Consider the following 17009-nt stretch of genomic DNA (forward strand, 5'->3'; position numbering starts at 1 on the left):
AGACTAAATAGCTTGGTTTCAGTGTTTTGGCTAGTGATTTCTAGTTCGCCGCCAAATTTAAATGGTCTAATTTAAATCTAATTTAAATTTAGAGTAGAGCTTTTTTATATAGCCCCGTTAATTATCATCTTTCAAGGAGAATGCCTCGCTATGCGCATGTTTAAGGTCACTGCTTGTGTACCGAGCCAAACTCGCATTCGTACACAGCGTGAGTTGCAAAATACTTTCTTTACTAAGCTAGTGCCATTCGACAATTGGTTTGCTGAGCAGCAGCGCATTATGAAAATGGGTGGCAAGATTGTCAGAGTTGAACTTGCAACCGGTAGAGCTGGCACCAATACTGGTATACTGTAAGATTTCTAGATTTAACTACTAGATAGCTTTAAGTTGTGCTGGATTGTATTGTTGGGATTGACCAAGTATAAAGTAGCTAACCCTACTCTGTTATCCTACCCAGTCTGAAGATTGGATTGGTAGGCCAATAGAATAGGGTTTGTTGCATTTATGGCGATCTTGACGAAAATTATACCGATAATCGTAGGTGTCGTAGGTAGGGACAGTGCCCCCGAGCCTGCCCTAGCTCAATTTAACTGCCCTTTGCCATCTGATCCAGGATTCTTTGCACGATATCAAATCCTGTTACTGTTTGCCACGTAAAGATACCAACCAATGCCACATTAATTGTGATGTGGGTGATGCGCGCCCATTCTTTGCCCTGCTGCATTAACGGTGCTAAAGCAGCGGATATGGCAGCGAGACTGGCCAATCCCAAACCTGCAATTAGATGAGGGCCGACAAATAGTTTGTGGTTGTTGATATAGGTGACAGCCATACCGCCCACGCTACCTAAAACCATTAAAGCCAGAAAGATCGAGCCAACCTGAAAATGTCTGGTTCCGTACTTGGCTTCCATCATCGCTTTTTTGGTGGCTCCCTGGGCGCTGCGCGATCGCCGCGATTGAATGCCCAAATATAAGGCATACAAGGCAAGCAAAAGCGTGGCCGCCATCATGACCGGATGGAAAAAGGTAACGATGGGCTTTAAGGGATCTGGGATTTGGATATCCATAGATTCTGTTTTGAGTACTTCTTAATTCTTCATTAAGTTTAATACTTTTTAACAGAATTCAGCAGTCAGCTTTTTGCCAAACCGATCTGTACGTTTCTAGTGCAGGAATATCTTGAGCAATAACGAGCCAGCCATGTTAATAACGCTGCCCAAAAAATCCGATCCGCCACTATCAGGTGGTGTTTGCAGTGCTTTAGTCAAATCTTTTGCTACTTTAACGCCTTCTTCATTTTTTTGCTCTTGGAAAAATGTTTCAGCTAATTTGGAATCGTCGATCGCCCCTTGCAGGTCGCCTAGTTGCTTGCGCGAAATGGCACGTCCTATATAGGAATAGGCAAATTTCCCATCTACACCTAATGATTGATTGAACTGCTCGATCGCGCCGCGATGATTTCCTCGACGAGCCTCTTCTACACCCCAAGCATAAAATTCTTCGGATCTCACTGCCGCTGCAGGAATATCGATCGCGCCACGGAAATAAGCATTCGTAAAGTCGGCATTCTGAAAGTTGGCATTGGTCAAAGTGGCCTTGCGAAGATCGGCACCGTTCAAATTTGTACCGGTCAGATTTGCACCTGTGAGGTCGGCTCCATTCAGGTCAGCCGCGCTAAGATTAGCCCCACTGAGGTCGGCTCCTCTGAGGTCGGCTCCTAGCAAAGACGCTCTGCTGAGATTAGTTTTGGCGAGCTTGGCTCCAAAGAGATTGGCACGACTGAGGTTAGCGTCAGTCAGATCTGAGCCAGTCAGATCGACCCCCTTGAGGTTCGCCAGCACCAAACCAGATCCAGAGAGATCGCATTTTTGGCACTCTCCTGATGACATGGCGCGGCTGAGATGCTGAAGATTCTCAGCATGCGCCGTACTAGCGATTGTCAAGGATAACAGCGCGATCGGAGCAAGGATTCGCAATTGCATGGCTTTTGAGAAAGGCAATAATGCCAGCCAATTTAGCAGATTTTTTACAAAATGCAATACTTTTAAACGGCTAATAGCTGTTAGCTGTTAGCTATTTAAATGCCTGGGCTAGGACTGGGCGAGTTGGTAACTGAGGGTTGAGGGCTAGGGGAGTTGACGGTGCGATCGCTAGACTGAGATTCCGGTGTTTTCGCTGCCGCACGTTCCTGCTGCAATACTCTTTGGGCTGACAGTCCGTCGGTGAGAGTACCAAAATACCATAATGCTGCCGCTGCTTCCGCACGGGTTACTGGTTTCTGGGGTTGAAACACGATCGTATAGCCAAAACTACGTCGAATATTGGAGAGATCGCCCGAGGCAAAGTCAGCCAGAACTGCTCTTAATGCATCAGGAGAAATGCGATCGCTGTCTTGAAACCCCCAAGCTTGCTTGACTGCTTCGACGGTTGCCGTAGGCAAAGGGCGGCGTAAATCGAGCGGTACTTTCCATAAAACTAAGGTCTCGCGGGTCAGAGGGTCGTCAGGTTTAAACAGGTTCTTGGCCGGATCGGGACTGGCGCTAATTAAGCCAGCGTTGACCAGCGCTTGAATCGCACTAAAGTCCGGATCTTTAACCGGAACGTCAGCAAAGATCGGTCGATCGGGTGCTGCCTGAGGTAGGCGGATCTGGCGACTGGGATTATTGCTGTAGATGCGGTTATTGGTCGCAACTAACCAGGCGACGTACTGGCGACGGGTGACCGATATATTAGGTTCAAACTGGCTCCCTTGTTTTGGTTGGAGAATACCCAGTTCAGTTAAATCCTGAATAAAAGCATGCAAAGGGGCAGGAACGCTATCAAAATCGCTGAATTTACCTGAAAACGGCTGTGATGGAAGTTCGGAGCGCGATCTTATTTGCAACCCAGGATTGCTAAAGATACCAGGATTTGTCGTGCTGGATGACGGAGAATTTGAATTAGGATCGGTGGGATTGCCAGAGGCATTACTGCTAAGTAGTTGAGGCGACTTTACATACTGCATCAAAATATCAGTTCGATCGGCTTCGGGTTGGATCGAAACCGTCACTAGCAGATCGCGATTTTGCCCTAAGAAAGTGCCGCGATCGCTCTCGGTGGGGTTGAGCAACATGCGCCAGTTATTTTGCGCTAGGCGATCGCGGTAAAACCGCACCACCAGATTGGCACTATCTTTGCTAGACCAGCGCGCCGCGACATTCGTAGGATTGTTCAGCGGCGATCGCTGCAAATCCTTGAGGATAGTGGGGCGATAAATCGGGATAATATCGGGAAAATCCTGCGGCAGAGAAACATTACTAGACTCAACCGATCTAGGGGCAACGGCACTCTCTACAGACAAACCCAAGCCGGTATTTTGGCAACCTGCAAGAACCACTAGGAGCAAACAAGCGAAGGCATGCCCCGCATATTGCAATAACTTTCTAATCGATATATGCATGGTTTTTCAACTGCGTAAAATTTCGCCCTTAGTTATGTTATGATAATTCTCCTGTTGAGGGTCGATGCCCGAGTGGTTAATGGGGGCGGACTGTAAATCCGCTGGCTACGCCTACGCTGGTTCAAATCCAGCTCGGCCCATCAAAAATTTGGTAGTAATCTTGAAGTAAGACCCGAAGTGGTTTTGTGGGCGCATAGACCCTAGAGTTTATTTGGTATAGTGCGGGTTGCTTGGAACTGCTTAAATTGCTTCAATTCCGCTCACAGATGTATCTGTTACCCATACATCGACATCCTCATAGGTTGAGGCAACTAAAGCTTCAAGGCGTTCGGCATGGGAGCGATCTTGAGCGATCGCAAATACAGTGGAACCAGAGCCGGACATCAACGCCCCAAAGCTATCCTGTTGCAGTAATGCTTTTAGTTCCGCAATTTGAGGATAGGCGGGCAAAACTACTCTTTCTAAATCGTTGTAGAGCAACCGCCCAATCCGTACGTAGTTAGCATCCTCATTGGCAGCGATCGCCGCTAGCATCTGACTGGAGTAGTGCTGGTCTTTAACAGGGCTAGTCGAGAGTAAATTCTCGGCACGGAACGTTTGATATGCCCAGATGGTGGAAATAGATATTTGACGGTGCTTGCAGATTACCAACGCCATGCGATCTAGATCTGGTAAGGGGGACAGTACTTCCCCTCTACCAACTGCCAGCGCGGTACCGCCGCTAATACAAAACGGAACGTCGGAACCCAACTGTGCTGCTAATTCCTGAAGTTCGGGCAGGGTCAGACCCAAATCCCACAGGCGATCTAACCCCACCAGGACGGCGGCGGCATTAGTCGATCCGCCTGCCAAACCTGCTCCCATAGGAATGTGCTTATCAATTGCTATGTCAACGCCACCATGCCCAGGGTACTTTTGTTGCAGTAGTAAAGCTGCTCGTACCGCTAAGTTAGTCCCATCTGTTGGTACTTGGGGATTGTTACAACTTATTTGCACCGAGTCGTTGGTATGGGCATGCAAATGCACGAAGTCGCACAAGCCAATACTTTGTAATACCATCACCAACTCATGGTAGCCATCCGGGCGATTGCCTCTAATTTCCAGGTAGAGGTTGATTTTAGCAGGTGCTCTCAGAGACAGACTGGAGGTCATAGAAAAGTGCGCTTGTAAACAGCCTGCAAATAATTTTGTTCGTCTAACGTACCAGTACGGCGCACCGCTCTCAAGCGGTTTTCCACTAATAGTCTGGCATCGGCGCGGGTAACGGGTTCAAATTGCACGCCACCAGGGCCAGTTACGATCAGGAAAAACAGCCGCTGGGCGTAAAGAGTAGTGAATAGACTGCGGTACTCATCGATCGTGCAGACACGCGAGAGCAAGCCAAAAGTAGGATGGTTAAGGTAAGTTTCTGACATTTGGCGTGCTGAACAGTAAGTCTAGTTGAGGCAAAACCGCAGAAAGGCTCATATAGCTATATGTTGCGTTCAAAGATTACCAATTCTCCTAAGTCTAGGTTTACGAGGAAGTGTATGCTTGCACAAAAGCTCTGACATAACCTTACCCATTAATCGCCTACACGCTTAACCGTATAGGCCAAATGTATTACCTCAGGGTAATTTGCTCTGAGGCAACTTTTGAGATAATAGGACAAAAGCAGCAACAATAACGAAACTTAATCTAAGTCAATATTTTTTATGCGCGTATAGCAACTTCTCAAACCTTTCACCCCAACTACCACCAATCCTCACCCTTAACCCTTAAAAACAATGATCTGGCCGTTCAGTCGTAAAAAAAAGTCTATTGCCCGTATTGAAATTACTGGAGCGATCGCCTCGTCAGCCCGCAACCGTATCTTGGAAGCCTTAGAATTCATTAAGCAAAAACGATTCCCCGCTTTGGTACTGCGGATTGATAGCCCTGGTGGCACTGTGGGAGATTCTCAGGAAATTTACAACGCGCTCCAAAAAGCAAGAGAGAAGCTAAAAATTGTAGCTAGTTTTGGTAATATTTCTGCCTCTGGTGGCGTTTACATCGGCATGGGAGCCGAAAAAATTGTGGCTAATCCCGGCACGATTACGGGCAGCATTGGCGTGATCTTGCGTGGTAATAATCTAGAACGCCTGCTAGATAAAGTCGGTGTCTCGTTTAAGGTAATTAAGTCTGGCCCATACAAGGATATTCTTTCCTTCGATCGCCCCATGACAGATGAAGAGAAGCACATCTTACAATCGCTGATTGACTCTAGCTACAGTCAATTCGTGCAGACTGTGGCTGAGGGGCGCAACCTCAGCCCTGAGGCAGTGCGAGCCTTTGCGGATGGCCGGGTGTTTACGGGCGAGCAAGCTCTCGAACTAGGACTGGTCGATCGCCTGGGTACAGAAGACGATGCCAGACGTTTGGCAGCGGAACTAGCGGGTTTAGATCCGGAACAAGCCAAGTTCTATACCATCAAGCCACCCAAAACTCTAGCCAGCCGCTTACTACCTGCTGGCGATGCTTTGATGAGCCGCATGCAATTTGAGTTAGAAACCAATGGCGTGCCTTTATGGATGTGGCGGTAACTTGATGCTGGACGGGACTAATGTATTTTTAATTGGCATGATGGGGGCGGGCAAAAGCACTGTAGGGAAATTCCTCGCCCAGCGCCTGCAATATCATTTTTTTGACACTGATGACCTGGTGGAGCGTTCGACGGGACGGCGGATTCCTGAAATTTTTGCCAATGCGGGAGAAGCAGCATTCCGCGAGATCGAGCATCAGGTTCTGGCGGAGGTGTCTGCTTACACGCGCCTGGTAGTAGCTACAGGTGGGGGCATCGTCTTGAGTCAGATGAACTGGTCGTACCTGCGACATGGCATTGTGGTGTGGCTCGATGTCCCCGTAGACGTGTTGCATCAAAGACTATCGCAGAGCGATGTGAAGCGTCCGTTGCTGAATGCGCCAGACCCCAAAGCAGTACTAACAGAGATCTACACCAAGCGGCGCGATCGCTACGCTCAGGCAGATATTCATTTAGCTGTAACTGCAATCGACCAGCCGCAGACAGTATGCGATCGCCTTATTGCCTTAATGGGCGAAGCGATCGAGCCAGATCGCCTCAAACGACCGAAAACCACATAGTTTGAAATTTTCACAGTCATATATTGCTCGAACTTCGTTACCGCGATCGCCGTTTCCCTTTTCCCGATCGCCCGTCCGCCTATCCGTCGTTGCTGCGCTGCTTTTTCTCTTTTAACCTTTTTCCTTGCCTCAATGCTGCACATTTCACGGTCTGCGATGGTGGCGTTGGGATTGGTGGTGAGATAGTCGGGCGATCGCTCGCAACCCTTCTCCTCCAGATCGTCGTAAAATTACGATTTGGGTATAATGATGGGAATTCTTGTTGCACCTCTTTTCTAGGATTATAGCGTTTTTCAATTGAGAACAGGTTTTATTGACGGGGTGAAGGGGTGGAACCCCTTCTTGGGGGCAACGCCCCCAAACCCCCTTCTCGTTTTCATCTGAAAACCGCTATACTTAGGTTGACTGTATTCTGGCAGTAATTTCCTGAAGGACTTCTAAAAGATTTGGAGCGGAGGACAAGATTACGTTTTCTTCACTGCTGTCATGTTTGTGATGGGGATAGGTTGGGAGGTTCAGCTTTTTATGATGTGGAGTGTTATCGTAGCGAAAAATTAAGGTATTCATGGCATCCATGTACTGATAAGCGTACATATCACGACTGATGATTGTTTCGACACTGACAAACTCTCGGATCTCGGATACGCAAAATTGAGCTGTCAGCAAATATAATTTCGGCTCGAATAAATCCTTCATAGATGTCGCGCTTTTCGCAATCCAGCGTAAAAGAGATGACTACTGAACAGGTTGAGATGGTCGTTTGAAATTGTTGAAAATACTCTTCAATTAACAAATTCAATCCCTCTGAGTCTTTCTGCTTTTTCCTGTAGGCGTTGAAGCATTCGTGATTCGCCAATCCACTCATCAAGTTCCAGGGTTTCCTGAAATTCGTCGTTTTCGTAGCGGTGCAGAAATTCTGCTGTGGACAGGTGATATTTGTCCTCAAATTCTTGGAGTCGTTGCTCGGTAAGCTGGATCCCCGCTTCGGTGGAGCGCAGGGCTTCGGCGATCGCGCCTTCAATTAGGGGCTTGAGGGAGTCGTGGTGAGAGATGAGTTTGAGTTCATTCATAATGGGAAATCCTGACAGAATCTATAGGAATTGCAGGGCGGTGTTACAAATCTGTTGACGATTGATGTAGACCACCCTGTAGTCATTTGCCAAAGGGTACAGCAATAGCTGAGGGTTAGTAGCAACAGATCTAAAACACTACCCTTTTTGAGTTCATGCTTTTGGAGTGAAAGATCGCCGCCGACTTCTAAAGCACCAATCAGATCGCCTGCTAGTTCTAATGCGGATATTGGCTCGCTGTCAGATTGCAAAGTTTCTTTAGGTTTAGTTTGGCTGTAAATAAATTCAGCAAAATCTAAAATCTGTTTCTGCTGAGCCAAGGGTAAATTTCGTATAAGCTCAATAACTCTTTGTTCAATAGTTAGTATCGCTTTCATCGTTTTGCCTTTTTGCCTATCCTCTAGCTTAATCCTAACCTAGCTGCAAAATTCTGAGATCGCAGTTTCCCCATCGATACCTTCGCCGCGATCGAGCTGGGCAGCAGCAATGTCGATTTTGGCGCGAAGGTCTTCGACCCAGCGATTGGCTCCACCACGCAAGCTAACGTATTGGTTGCGTTTCTCCAGAAGGTGTCATACCAAATCCGGTATTTCTACCCCCTTTAAGAAGATATCAATTATCCAGTTTTTAGAGCGACAGGATCGGGCCACCAATGGAAATTGGTCAGCACCTGAATCTGAGGTTGCATCTGGTGGAGAATGCAACAGCGTTGGGCAAGGGTCTCTTCTAAATGCGCTATTGCATCAAAACTCTTGTTAACTAAAGGTTCATCTGCTAATGCCCATAGCCGCTCTGCCGGTTGGAGTTCAGGAGAATAGGCAGGTAGAGGAGCCAGGTAAATCCCCTCAGGCAACTCGACTTTTGCACTCATATGCCAGCCCGCCTGGTCAACCACTAATAAAATAATTTTGGTTGGTCCGGCACCTACAGATGCGGCAAATGATTGTAGTGCCAAGTTAAACCACTCAATATTGACTCTGGGCAAGATCGACCATACAGTGTCTCCCGTTTGCGGATGTACATAGCCATACAAATACGTCCATTCATAGCGGTGACAAACCACAGCGTTGGGTCGCTCGCCAATTGGTGCCCATACTCGGCGCAGGATGGGCTTTAGGTCAACCCGATGCTCGTCAAATGCCCACACTTCTATAAGGGCATGTGGGTATTGTCTCTGGAGTTCCTGCACCCGTGCTCTCAGGATGTGTGGGAACTCGGCCTGTGCTGCTTTATCTGCCTTCTGGTGGTGTGGTCGTGGAATTTGCAGCGAATACCGACACTTTTTTAGATACTCCCACCCCCTTTGCGCCCATACTTTTTCTCTACCCGTCCTCAGGGCGATCCATTCTGCTACTTTTGGCCCTGTCCATAGTCCTCGATCCGGCGGTGGTGTTTTGAGGCGAACACTGAGTTCGGCTATTTGCTCGCCATTGAGTAACGCTTTCCCTCGTTTAATCTTGCTGTCTTTGCGCCTGTTCCGCATTGCCGCTATGCCACATCGGTTGTATTTCTGCACCAGTTCTTTGGCGTAATCGTAGTTAATGCCTACTACCTCTGCTGCTTGTTCGATCGTCCACTGCTCGCTCACCAGCCACAATAAATGCCACCGTCGCGACTCGACTTTATCGCTGGTGCTCTGGTATCGCTGCTTGAGTTCGCTATTTGTTAAATGCTGTTCTAGGTGGGCTTTTCTTGTCATTCTCCAACTTTATCATCTTAAAGGGGGTAATTAATGCGGATTTGGTATCACTCGCTAGGGGAATATGCCCGAGATGCGGATGGGAATGGCTTTTGCGAAGTGCATTGCAATACTATGGAGGGAATTTGGGTTGGGTTGCGCAATTTCCTGCGTCCGTTTCGAGGTATTCACAAAAAGTATTTGCACTTATATGTAGGCATATTCGAGTGGTCATACAATCTACGTTGGATTGATTCTGACTTCCTCCGTCGTCTTCTCATGACTCCTTCCACCTATTTACCTAGATGAGCGAACTTAGAACGAGCTAAACTAAATCCTAGCTGTTATGTGTAAGTGAAAAAAGCGTCATGAATAAGTTATTGTTAGTGCTGGTAGGTGCAGGTGCGATCGCCGCGGTGATGGGTTTTACAAATCCGCAAAAGGAAAAATACCTGGACTATGCCTCGACCAAGCTAGCCGAAGAAGCAAAAGAGTCTGTCTGCAAAACTCAAAACTCGCCCGACGTGCTGAAAAAACTGAACGATCTGGTTTCTGATGCCTGTAAGTCCGGGATAGATAAACACAAAGATCTCGCCAGAGGAGCAATAGATAGCGTCACCAGTCAGGAAAACATGGTGATTTTCAGCATCTATACAACCGATTTACCCAACAGGAAATATAAAACCCTGGGGATTTTGGGCAATTTCTTTACATTTAGCTAGGATACAAAAATCAAAATTATGAACTCGGAGAATTCAGATACAGAATTAGGGCAGTGGTATATCATCAAGCAATCTTCCGGTACCTGCGCGATCGCGACTGAAATTCCCCAAGATGCTTTGGAGTCATGGGGGCCATTTGCTTCTCAGAATGATGCGATCGCCCGCCGCATCGGCCTAATTCGATCTGGCAAGTGTCAACCAGCCTGATTAATCTGAAGTAGTGCGCAAAGCTGCCGTGGGAAATAGAGTTTGGAAGCCGGATTGCCTTTGGGCAACTGGTTCGGGGCCGTAGTCCCAAAGGCTGTTGTAGTAGAAAAATGACACGCCGAGATTGCGGCTTTGGGCTGCCTGTACCTGTGACTGAATTTGTGCCAGAGAGGCTGGATTATTCCGCAGTCCGGTCAGGATGCCGATCCCCGTGGGAATCTTTTTCTGCGATTCCTGAATTTCGGGACTGGAAATTCGATCGACAAAACTCTGGAGGTCGGAGCGATAGACCTGTACGATCAACTCATCGACAATGTCCTTTCTAATCCAGGTGAGCCAATCCTGGAGGTGAAATTTGTAGGCAAAGTCATAATAATTCGGCGCAACGGAGAAAATTGCCTTCGGTTTCTTTTCCTTGACGGCTTTGTTGAGCTTTGCCATAAATGCAGTGATTTTATTGGCTCTCCAACTGACCCAGGCTGGATTTTGAAAATCGCTGGGAGGTTCTTTTTTAGTTTCTTTTCTATATAAGTCTATGGTGTAGCGATCGTAGCCAAACTCGTTGGGCAAACTCATGTGATCGTCGAATTGAATCCCATCTGCATCGTATTTAGTCACGACTTCTAAGACGAGATCGGTAATAAACTGCTGTACTTCAGGGCGCAAGGGGTTCAGCCATGCCACTTCGCCATCAGTCTCAACTGAACTTTGGCTGCTATCTTGACGTTGTGTGAGCCAATGGGCATATTTCAGGGCTAGTTCGGATGTGGGGGGAGCCATAAACCCAAACTCAAACCACGGGATTGCCAGCAATCCCTGACGGTGAGCCTGGTCGATCGCATCGGCTAAAATATCTTGCCCATCATCACCCTTATAGACAAAGGGTTGGATCCCGGCTTGCTGAGCGACATCGCTAGGATACAGAGCATAGCCAGAATTCCATACGACAGGATAAATCGTGTTGAAATTGAGGCGCTTCAGGTGTCCGATCGCTTCCTGTAATTTCGCCCGATTTCTCATTACATCCAGGTCGTTGTTAGTCATCCAGACACCGCGAATTTCGGGGCGGGATGTTTGGGCGATCGCCCAATCTCCGTTGAGGTGCTCTCCTGGGGCAATTATCGGGGCAATTATCGGTATGAAGCTATCTAGCAATAGCGTCAACGTCAATGACAGGATAAAGCAAACCACAGGAAGCCGCCGCCACGATCGCTGCCACCCTTGAGAAATGAAACGTAATTTCATAGGCAAATTTACAGTTAATTTGGTTCTGGTCTAGATTTTCGTTTCTGCTTGACTTTAGCACGATGCCCCGCAGCGATCGCTTTTTCCACCCATACTGCCAGAGTTTCTAAATCGTTAAAAACTGACTCGGGCACCTGATAGTAGGACATCTGGATCGGCTTGTGCTTACCCATGTAAGTAAAAGGCGACATGTCTAAGTTGACGTAATCTCCCCGATTATGTTCGTCCACTTTGAAATACAGGATATCGTAAGCAATCAGTCCAAAAATCGTCTCGTCCGCAAATAAACCGTAGCCGCCAAACATAGCACGCGGGATCGCGGGACAAACCAGTGACAGTTGTGCCACCACGCGATCGACAAACGAGTTTTGTTTTGGCTTGCTTCGAGCCATTTTGCTTTGTCATAGCTAACTAGTGGTCTATCAACATTGATTTTGTGTATAAAGGAAGTTTGAAAGCATTGCTGACAAACGTTTATAAAATCTTATGACTCACAATTTTAAGCTTGACAGACCGCTAGTTAAAGAGGATGAATCACGTTTGTAACCACGCCCCAAATGTGAAATTCAGTTTCGGGATAGATTTGAATTGGTTCGTAGCTGTCATTTTCAGGCATTAGTAACAGCTTGCCCCTGGTTTTACGAATGCGCTTCACCGTCAGTTCGCCATTTACAACAGCAATAATCACTTTATTGTTAGTTGGCTCCAGGGAGCGATCGACAATCAAAAGATCGCCTGGATGAATACCGGCATCGATCATCGAGTAACCAGTTACGCGCACCATGAAACTAGCTTCGGGATGTTTGATCAGGTGTTTGTTCAGATCGAGTTTGGCTTCGACATAATCTTCCGTAGGTGCAGGGAACCCGGCTGCCACGGGATTCATATACAGCGGTACCCTATACCTCGTGCTTAGATCGGGTTTGTAAATACTCTCAACCAGGGTGAGAGTGACAGTTTGAGGTTGAGGTGCTGGTTCCGGCTCTGCTATACTGAGCGCGCCTAAAACATCATGACCAGCCTGTAATGATGCTAGAATTTTATCGGCAATCCGTACGGGTAAGCGCACTGCTTTAGTTTCTTCACCATATTTACCCGTACCCTTAGGGCGACCTGCCCCTACTCTTTTTCCACCGCGTGCCATAAGCTTCACCATTGCGATATACGTACATTTATCAAATCACAATTGCATGCATAAATGCAATAGATTTGGCAATAAATAAGGTTTTGGGTATAAAGACTCCATGCTAATTTGCCTTGCTGTACGTACTGAAGCCTGGCTTTTCCCGTTATCTTCTTGTTCCAGCAAAAGCACTGATAGCCCGATCTCACAAACCTGATTCCACCGTTACTCATTGTCATTAAATTGAAGTTATTGACAACAGATCTTCGGGCAAAGCCCTTGCCTGAAAGGGCTTTCAGAGATGCCGTAAAAACTGGAGTTTAGACTAAAAGGCAACAAGAAGCATCTCGCTAGATAGAAACTAGCGAGAGAGAGGATAAAAGGGAAGAAGTTGAGCTAAGCAGTTGCAGCGGAAGCTTTTTTGAGGGGCTTGGCATAGCGTTTTTTGACAGTAGGATAACGAATCCGTTGGGTTCGTTTTTTCCCAAGAGGCCAACCTGGAGACTTACCGCGAGGTTTAGGGTCAGGGGAAGGAGAGCCAATCCTGACCAAAACTAAAGCAAAAGCATTTGCAACTCGACCAGGAGACAATTTAGTCATCGGTTTCTGCCAAGGCAGAGGAGAGTCTTGGACAAGTTCACGAGCGAGCCACAATTGCCAAGTAAGTAAAGGCATCAAGTCCGACCAAGTCTCCATCTGAGCAGGGGTAGAAAGCTGAGGGATTGTCCAATGGAGACGTTGACGCACCAAGCGATACCAATGCTCAATGGCAAATCTGCGCAGATATTTTTGCCATACCTCACTCAAGATTGGCTCGTCTTTAGCGACCCAAATCAACCACAGGGGTTTCGATTCAGGCATATCAAGACGTTCGACCAGAATGAGTGTAAAGGGATGGTCTGCGGCTTGCTTTAAGTGCAGGTTTGGCCATCGACGAATTTGCAATCGTCCCAGTTTAGGCTCTGCAATTGTGATGTCTGCTTGGGGAATAGACCAAGTGTCAGAGTCTTTGAGGCTAAATTTCTCTCCATGCTTATGGGGTCGCCCATGCCCCTCGTAATCCTTTGGGGCATGATACAGAACCCGGTTGGGGCGTAGCCTGAGCAGCTTGATACACGGGATGTCTGCTGTTTGCTGCAAAAATGGTGCGCACCCATACTCGCCATCCCCCAGGAAAAGCACAGTCCCAGGAATTTCCGCACAAACCAAGCGTAACTGACTAGCGGCTTTCTGAATCGGGTTCTCGAAACTGGTGATCCGCTCATGCCGCAACGGTAAGGCAAAACTCCCTTCTGACTCTGGAATCCAGGCAATTGTGCTGTATCCTTGCCCCACCGTAACAGGTTTGCTTCCTACTCCCGGTTGAGGTTGATGTTCGTAGGTGCGTTCTTGTAATGTCACCGCATAGGGACGCGACCAGGCTGTATGGTCGCCCGCCAATATCGTCACCTCTGCTGCCGGCATTTGCTGTATGTATTGCTTCATCAAGTCTTCACGTGGAGGATGACTATCTTGCAGTGCTTCATAGATACTCGACCACTCCCTCCGAAATAATGGGCTTAACGAAAGTTCCACAAACGATGAAACACTCCGACTCGTCAGTACCGCATCCATCAAGTCGAACAGCGCATCTCTCCCGTTCCCTATAATTTCGTACGTGTACTTGCGAAATTGCTCAAGTTTATCCAAACTAATCATGATGAAGCTGTTGATTTTATAGTCTTTTCAGCTTCCATCATCAAGCGGTCAGTCTGCAATGGCTGGCTGCTTTTTACCACTTTTTAGTCTAAACTCCAGTAAAAAGTAAGCCCAGTAAAGTGCTCCCCACCTACACGAGTGAAGTCCATAACTTTTCCGAACTTTTCTATACTGACGAGTACAACTAAACCTTATAGATTAAGAATGAGCGAGCAGACTATAGATGAATGTCACTGACATAGGAGCCTTGAAATCAATTTCAAGGCTAAAAGCTAAAACCTGTTAACACAGGTTGAACCCTTGTCAGTTAAACGTTATTAGTTAGTTTTAACTGACTTGAGCTTTTAGCCAAGAACTTGAGTGCTTGGCTTATATCCATTCAACTATAGATGGACATTGAAGGGACAACCGTATGGAAATTGTGGCTGCGATCGCATAAATCCGAAGTTTGAGAGCGACGAACGTTCAGATCGATCGTTATATTCTCATCTAGATGTAGAGCATGGCAAAGGCTTCATCTTCATCTTCAACAAATACGTTTGCATATTCTATAAACTAAATTCCCTTAAGTTTCAATTTTACTGCTCCGGCAACCTGAGATATTACAGGAGATACCGTTGTTTCAAGGAACACTGCTCAAAAAATGTAGGTTCTATTATTGCCGGAGCAATAAGTCAGCTTGGAGATCTGAGATATAGCGGTTTTCAAATTGGTAGTGAGTAGGGGGTTCTAAGAAGGGGAGGCAGGGCGTTCTTGGGGGTTCCCCGCCAGAACCACTGCCGTGTGGAACCCCTTCACCCCGTCCATTATTCTGTATCTAAAATAGCAGTTCGCAAATTAGGCATCGCAAAAAGTGTATTAAATCTCTTTATTAAACCTATCGATTAAATCGCTCCTTTTTAAGAATTGGCAAATCTAAATACTCACCTAAAGCTACAGAAGGTAGTAATATTTAAATTTGAAGATCTAAGTTAATATTAGATTTGTCTAGTAATATCTGCGGACTTAATTAGAGTATCTTGTATCCTTTGATACATTATATTTGAAGGCTGTAGAAACGTTTAAAAGTTTGACAAGAAATCGATAAAATTTGTATCTGTAACTACAGATTTTTGGCGTTTAAGGATATTAGCTTTATGAGTTCAGCCATCATTAGGGCAAGTATGTCACCTGAATTTACAATACCAAATAGTAGCAAATAGCTACAATCAGCTAATTTAAAATATCTCTAATAATTGCTCCAGCATTACTTTCAATTGTCGTTTAATTCTTTATTCCTAGAGCGTCAGAAGCATCGAGTTTTCTAATTGCAAAACATGACTAAGGAGTTGCAAACGTAAGTGCAAACAAGCGCCAGTCTCTTATCCTCCATGTCTTCTCAAGAAGATCGTTTCCCCACCGTTTACTCAACGCTTGCTTGTGATGCATTGATGTCCAGAGTGCTGCCTCACTATAAGATTGCCCGAGTAACTGGCTGTCAGTTGTGGAATCGAGGGTTGAGTGATATTTACATTGTAGAAACAGTAGCACAGCCATATATCCTGAGGATCTCTCATTGTCATTGGCGATCGAAGTCAGATGTTTATTTTGAGATGGAACTGCTGGATTTCTTGCGGCAACGACAACTTCCCGTTGCCTACCCTTTAAGAACAAAAGAAAATCGCTTGTCTATTGAGATAAATGCACCGGAAGGCAGGCGTTATGCGTCTTTATTCACCTATGCACCAGGGAAAGTTGCACTGGGAGATCTCAATCAAGCTCAAAGTTTCAAGTTGGGTGAAGTAGTAGCATCCATTCATCAGGCAGGCGTAGATTTTCACTCTAGCTACTACCGCCAACCGCTGACTTTAAGCTATTTGCTGGATGATTCTTTGGAAGCGATCGCTCCATTTTTGCGCCATCGAGACGAGGATCTGCAATTTTTGCTGGAGGTTGTTACTCTCATCAAACACAGACTGCAAGACTTTCCCCAAGAACCTCCTTTCTGGGGAATTTGTTGGGGCGATCCTCATAGTGGTAACGCTCATTTCACCTCAGACAATCAGGTTACCCTGTTTGATTTCGATCAGTGCGGTTACGGCTGGCGAGCATTTGAACTGGGCAAGTTTTTACAGGTTGCCATACGAACGGGAATTGCTCATAACGTCAGGGAAGCGTTTTTGCGTGGATATCAATCTGTCCAGCCGATCTCTAAACGGGAACTCGACTCTTTGCAAACCTTTACCCAAATGGCTCATATTTGGATGTGGGCGATCAATCTCAGCACTGCCAAAATACACAGTTATAATAGGCTAGATGAAAGTTACTTTACCCATCGCCTGTCACAGCTAAAAATGCTGCGATCGCATGAGTGGCAGCTTTTCTAGAAAATATCGATAACTACTAGTCGTAGCCAATTGCGAATGAACAACTCCGTAGCACAACAGCTAGAGTCCTACACGGTCAAGTTTCCCACAGAGGTCTTACTGGTGAGAGTAGAGGTTGAGAACGAACTGGATGAGATTATGATTTTTAAGGGGTTTTCCAGTTCGCTCGTGCGTGCTACGGCATTTGACCCAGATGTGCCGGTCATTCCAGACAATGCCAAGATCGTCGGTATCGATCGCCTGGCCGCCCCATACAACTCTAGATCGCCGAATTATATCGAACAAAATATCAGTTGGGAAAAATTCCAAGCTGCTCTGACTTGAGTAATAGTAGGGACG

General features: G+C 46.6%; 22 protein-coding genes, 1 tRNA gene and 1 pseudogene. 10 read left to right on the forward strand and 14 right to left on the reverse strand.

All coding sequences use genetic code 11. The annotated features are described in order from the left end of the window. The first annotated feature begins 150 nt into the window (after positions 1–150). Positions 151–354: a phycobilisome linker polypeptide gene (locus PSE6802_RS0118415; RefSeq protein WP_019501516.1), complete on the forward strand. Its 204-nt coding sequence runs from the start codon at positions 151–153 to the stop codon at positions 352–354. A 232-nt stretch (positions 355–586) separates the two neighbouring features. Here the strand turns inward: PSE6802_RS0118415 and PSE6802_RS0118420 are convergent, their stop codons facing one another. The 3 genes from PSE6802_RS0118420 to PSE6802_RS29570 form a co-directional block, all read right to left on the reverse strand. Continuing rightward, a complete protein-coding gene (locus PSE6802_RS0118420) occupies positions 587–1069 on the reverse strand; it encodes a DUF4079 domain-containing protein (protein WP_019501517.1) in 483 nt (160 codons plus the stop codon). 96 nt (positions 1070–1165) lie between these two features. Continuing rightward, positions 1166–1984, reverse strand: coding sequence for a pentapeptide repeat-containing protein (locus PSE6802_RS0118425; protein WP_036946561.1), 819 nt, complete (start codon positions 1982–1984; stop codon positions 1166–1168). A 95-nt stretch (positions 1985–2079) separates the two neighbouring features. Next, positions 2080–3441 (reverse strand): S-layer homology domain-containing protein, encoded by a 1362-nt coding sequence (locus PSE6802_RS29570; RefSeq protein WP_019501519.1) that lies wholly within the window; start codon positions 3439–3441, stop codon positions 2080–2082. A gap of 58 nt (positions 3442–3499) precedes the next feature. Here PSE6802_RS29570 and PSE6802_RS0118435 point away from each other — a divergent pair. Further along, positions 3500–3581, forward strand: a tRNA-Tyr gene (locus PSE6802_RS0118435). 100 nt (positions 3582–3681) lie between these two features. Here the strand turns inward: PSE6802_RS0118435 and ispE are convergent. Beyond that, the gene (gene ispE, locus PSE6802_RS0118440; protein ID WP_019501520.1) at positions 3682–4593 is read right to left on the reverse strand and encodes a 4-(cytidine 5'-diphospho)-2-C-methyl-D-erythritol kinase; all 912 of its coding nucleotides are present in this window, start codon (positions 4591–4593) and stop codon (positions 3682–3684) included. Next, positions 4590–4856 carry a transcriptional coactivator PipX gene (gene pipX / locus PSE6802_RS0118445; protein WP_019501521.1) on the reverse strand — a complete coding sequence of 89 codons (267 nt, stop codon included), beginning with the start codon at positions 4854–4856 and terminating at the stop codon, positions 4590–4592. Before pipX ends, ispE begins: the two co-directional genes overlap by 4 nt. 351 nt (positions 4857–5207) lie before the next feature. Here pipX and sppA point away from each other — a divergent pair, with 351 nt between their 5' ends. From sppA to PSE6802_RS33620, 3 genes are read left to right on the forward strand one after another with little or no spacing between them, the layout of a single operon-like run. Then, positions 5208–6002 (forward strand): signal peptide peptidase SppA, encoded by a 795-nt coding sequence (sppA, locus tag PSE6802_RS0118450; protein ID WP_019501522.1) that lies wholly within the window; start codon positions 5208–5210, stop codon positions 6000–6002. Further along, positions 5974–6561, forward strand: a complete 588-nt coding sequence (locus PSE6802_RS0118455) for a shikimate kinase (protein WP_225902683.1) — start codon at positions 5974–5976, stop codon at positions 6559–6561. Before sppA ends, PSE6802_RS0118455 begins: the two co-directional genes overlap by 29 nt. Before the next feature lie 23 nt (positions 6562–6584). Continuing rightward, on the forward strand, positions 6585–6848 hold the full coding sequence (locus PSE6802_RS33620; protein WP_156815583.1) for a hypothetical protein: 264 nt from the start codon (positions 6585–6587) through the stop codon (positions 6846–6848). Positions 6849–6957: 109 nt separating this feature from the next. On the opposite strand, the pseudogene PSE6802_RS33625 reads toward PSE6802_RS33620, so the two are convergent. The 5 genes and pseudogenes from PSE6802_RS33625 to PSE6802_RS0118480 all read right to left on the reverse strand — a co-directional run bounded on the left by PSE6802_RS33625 (position 6958) and on the right by PSE6802_RS0118480 (position 9330). Continuing rightward, positions 6958–7354: pseudogene (locus PSE6802_RS33625) on the reverse strand (toxin-antitoxin system TumE family protein). Next, positions 7344–7631 (reverse strand): hypothetical protein, encoded by a 288-nt coding sequence (locus PSE6802_RS0118465; RefSeq protein WP_019501524.1) that lies wholly within the window; start codon positions 7629–7631, stop codon positions 7344–7346. Before PSE6802_RS0118465 ends, PSE6802_RS33625 begins: the two are co-directional and overlap by 11 nt. Then, positions 7628–7951, reverse strand: a complete 324-nt coding sequence (locus tag PSE6802_RS34290) for a hypothetical protein (protein WP_193372419.1) — start codon at positions 7949–7951, stop codon at positions 7628–7630. The genes PSE6802_RS0118465 and PSE6802_RS34290 overlap by 4 nt, the downstream gene beginning before the upstream one ends. Before the next feature lie 96 nt (positions 7952–8047). After that, complete coding sequence (locus PSE6802_RS35430; RefSeq protein ID WP_019501526.1) at positions 8048–8170, reverse strand: hypothetical protein; 123 nt, start codon at positions 8168–8170, stop codon at positions 8048–8050. A 77-nt stretch (positions 8171–8247) separates the two neighbouring features. Continuing rightward, entirely contained in the window at positions 8248–9330 is a 1083-nt protein-coding gene (locus tag PSE6802_RS0118480) for an IS630 family transposase (RefSeq protein WP_019501527.1), read from the reverse strand. A 33-nt stretch (positions 9331–9363) separates the two neighbouring features. On the opposite strand from PSE6802_RS0118480, the gene PSE6802_RS33630 reads away from it, so the two are divergent. From PSE6802_RS33630 to PSE6802_RS0118490, 3 genes are read left to right on the forward strand one after another with little or no spacing between them, the layout of a single operon-like run. After that, a complete protein-coding gene (locus PSE6802_RS33630; RefSeq protein ID WP_156815584.1) occupies positions 9364–9618 on the forward strand; it encodes a hypothetical protein in 255 nt (84 codons plus the stop codon). A gap of 59 nt (positions 9619–9677) precedes the next feature. Continuing rightward, positions 9678–10031, forward strand: coding sequence for a DUF4359 domain-containing protein (locus PSE6802_RS0118485; protein ID WP_019501528.1), 354 nt, complete (start codon positions 9678–9680; stop codon positions 10029–10031). An 18-nt stretch (positions 10032–10049) separates the two neighbouring features. Next, positions 10050–10238, forward strand: coding sequence for a hypothetical protein (locus tag PSE6802_RS0118490; protein WP_019501529.1), 189 nt, complete (start codon positions 10050–10052; stop codon positions 10236–10238). Here PSE6802_RS0118490 and PSE6802_RS0118495 read toward each other — a convergent pair whose 3' ends face one another. From PSE6802_RS0118495 to PSE6802_RS0118510, 4 genes are all read right to left on the reverse strand, one after another. Further along, positions 10239–11483: a glycoside hydrolase family 10-like protein gene (locus PSE6802_RS0118495; protein WP_026103395.1), complete on the reverse strand. Its 1245-nt coding sequence runs from the start codon at positions 11481–11483 to the stop codon at positions 10239–10241. Between the two features lie 14 nt (positions 11484–11497). Next, on the reverse strand, positions 11498–11875 hold the full coding sequence (locus PSE6802_RS0118500) for a TfoX/Sxy family protein (RefSeq protein ID WP_019501531.1): 378 nt from the start codon (positions 11873–11875) through the stop codon (positions 11498–11500). Between the two features lie 128 nt (positions 11876–12003). Beyond that, positions 12004–12627 carry a LexA family protein gene (locus tag PSE6802_RS0118505; RefSeq protein WP_019501532.1) on the reverse strand — a complete coding sequence of 208 codons (624 nt, stop codon included), beginning with the start codon at positions 12625–12627 and terminating at the stop codon, positions 12004–12006. A 375-nt stretch (positions 12628–13002) separates the two neighbouring features. Then, the gene (locus PSE6802_RS0118510) at positions 13003–14304 is read right to left on the reverse strand and encodes an NF041680 family putative transposase (protein ID WP_019498766.1); all 1302 of its coding nucleotides are present in this window, start codon (positions 14302–14304) and stop codon (positions 13003–13005) included. Between the two features lie 1370 nt (positions 14305–15674). Between PSE6802_RS0118510 and PSE6802_RS0118515 the strand changes: the two genes are divergently transcribed. Next, positions 15675–16670 (forward strand): phosphotransferase, encoded by a 996-nt coding sequence (locus PSE6802_RS0118515; RefSeq protein ID WP_019501533.1) that lies wholly within the window; start codon positions 15675–15677, stop codon positions 16668–16670. A gap of 36 nt (positions 16671–16706) precedes the next feature. After that, a complete protein-coding gene (locus tag PSE6802_RS0118520) occupies positions 16707–16994 on the forward strand; it encodes a DUF7734 family protein (protein ID WP_019501534.1) in 288 nt (95 codons plus the stop codon). The last annotated feature ends 15 nt before the right edge of the window (positions 16995–17009 follow it).

This window comes from Pseudanabaena sp. PCC 6802 (assembly GCF_000332175.1).
In the GTDB taxonomy this organism is placed as follows: domain Bacteria; phylum Cyanobacteriota; class Cyanobacteriia; order Pseudanabaenales; family Pseudanabaenaceae; genus PCC-6802.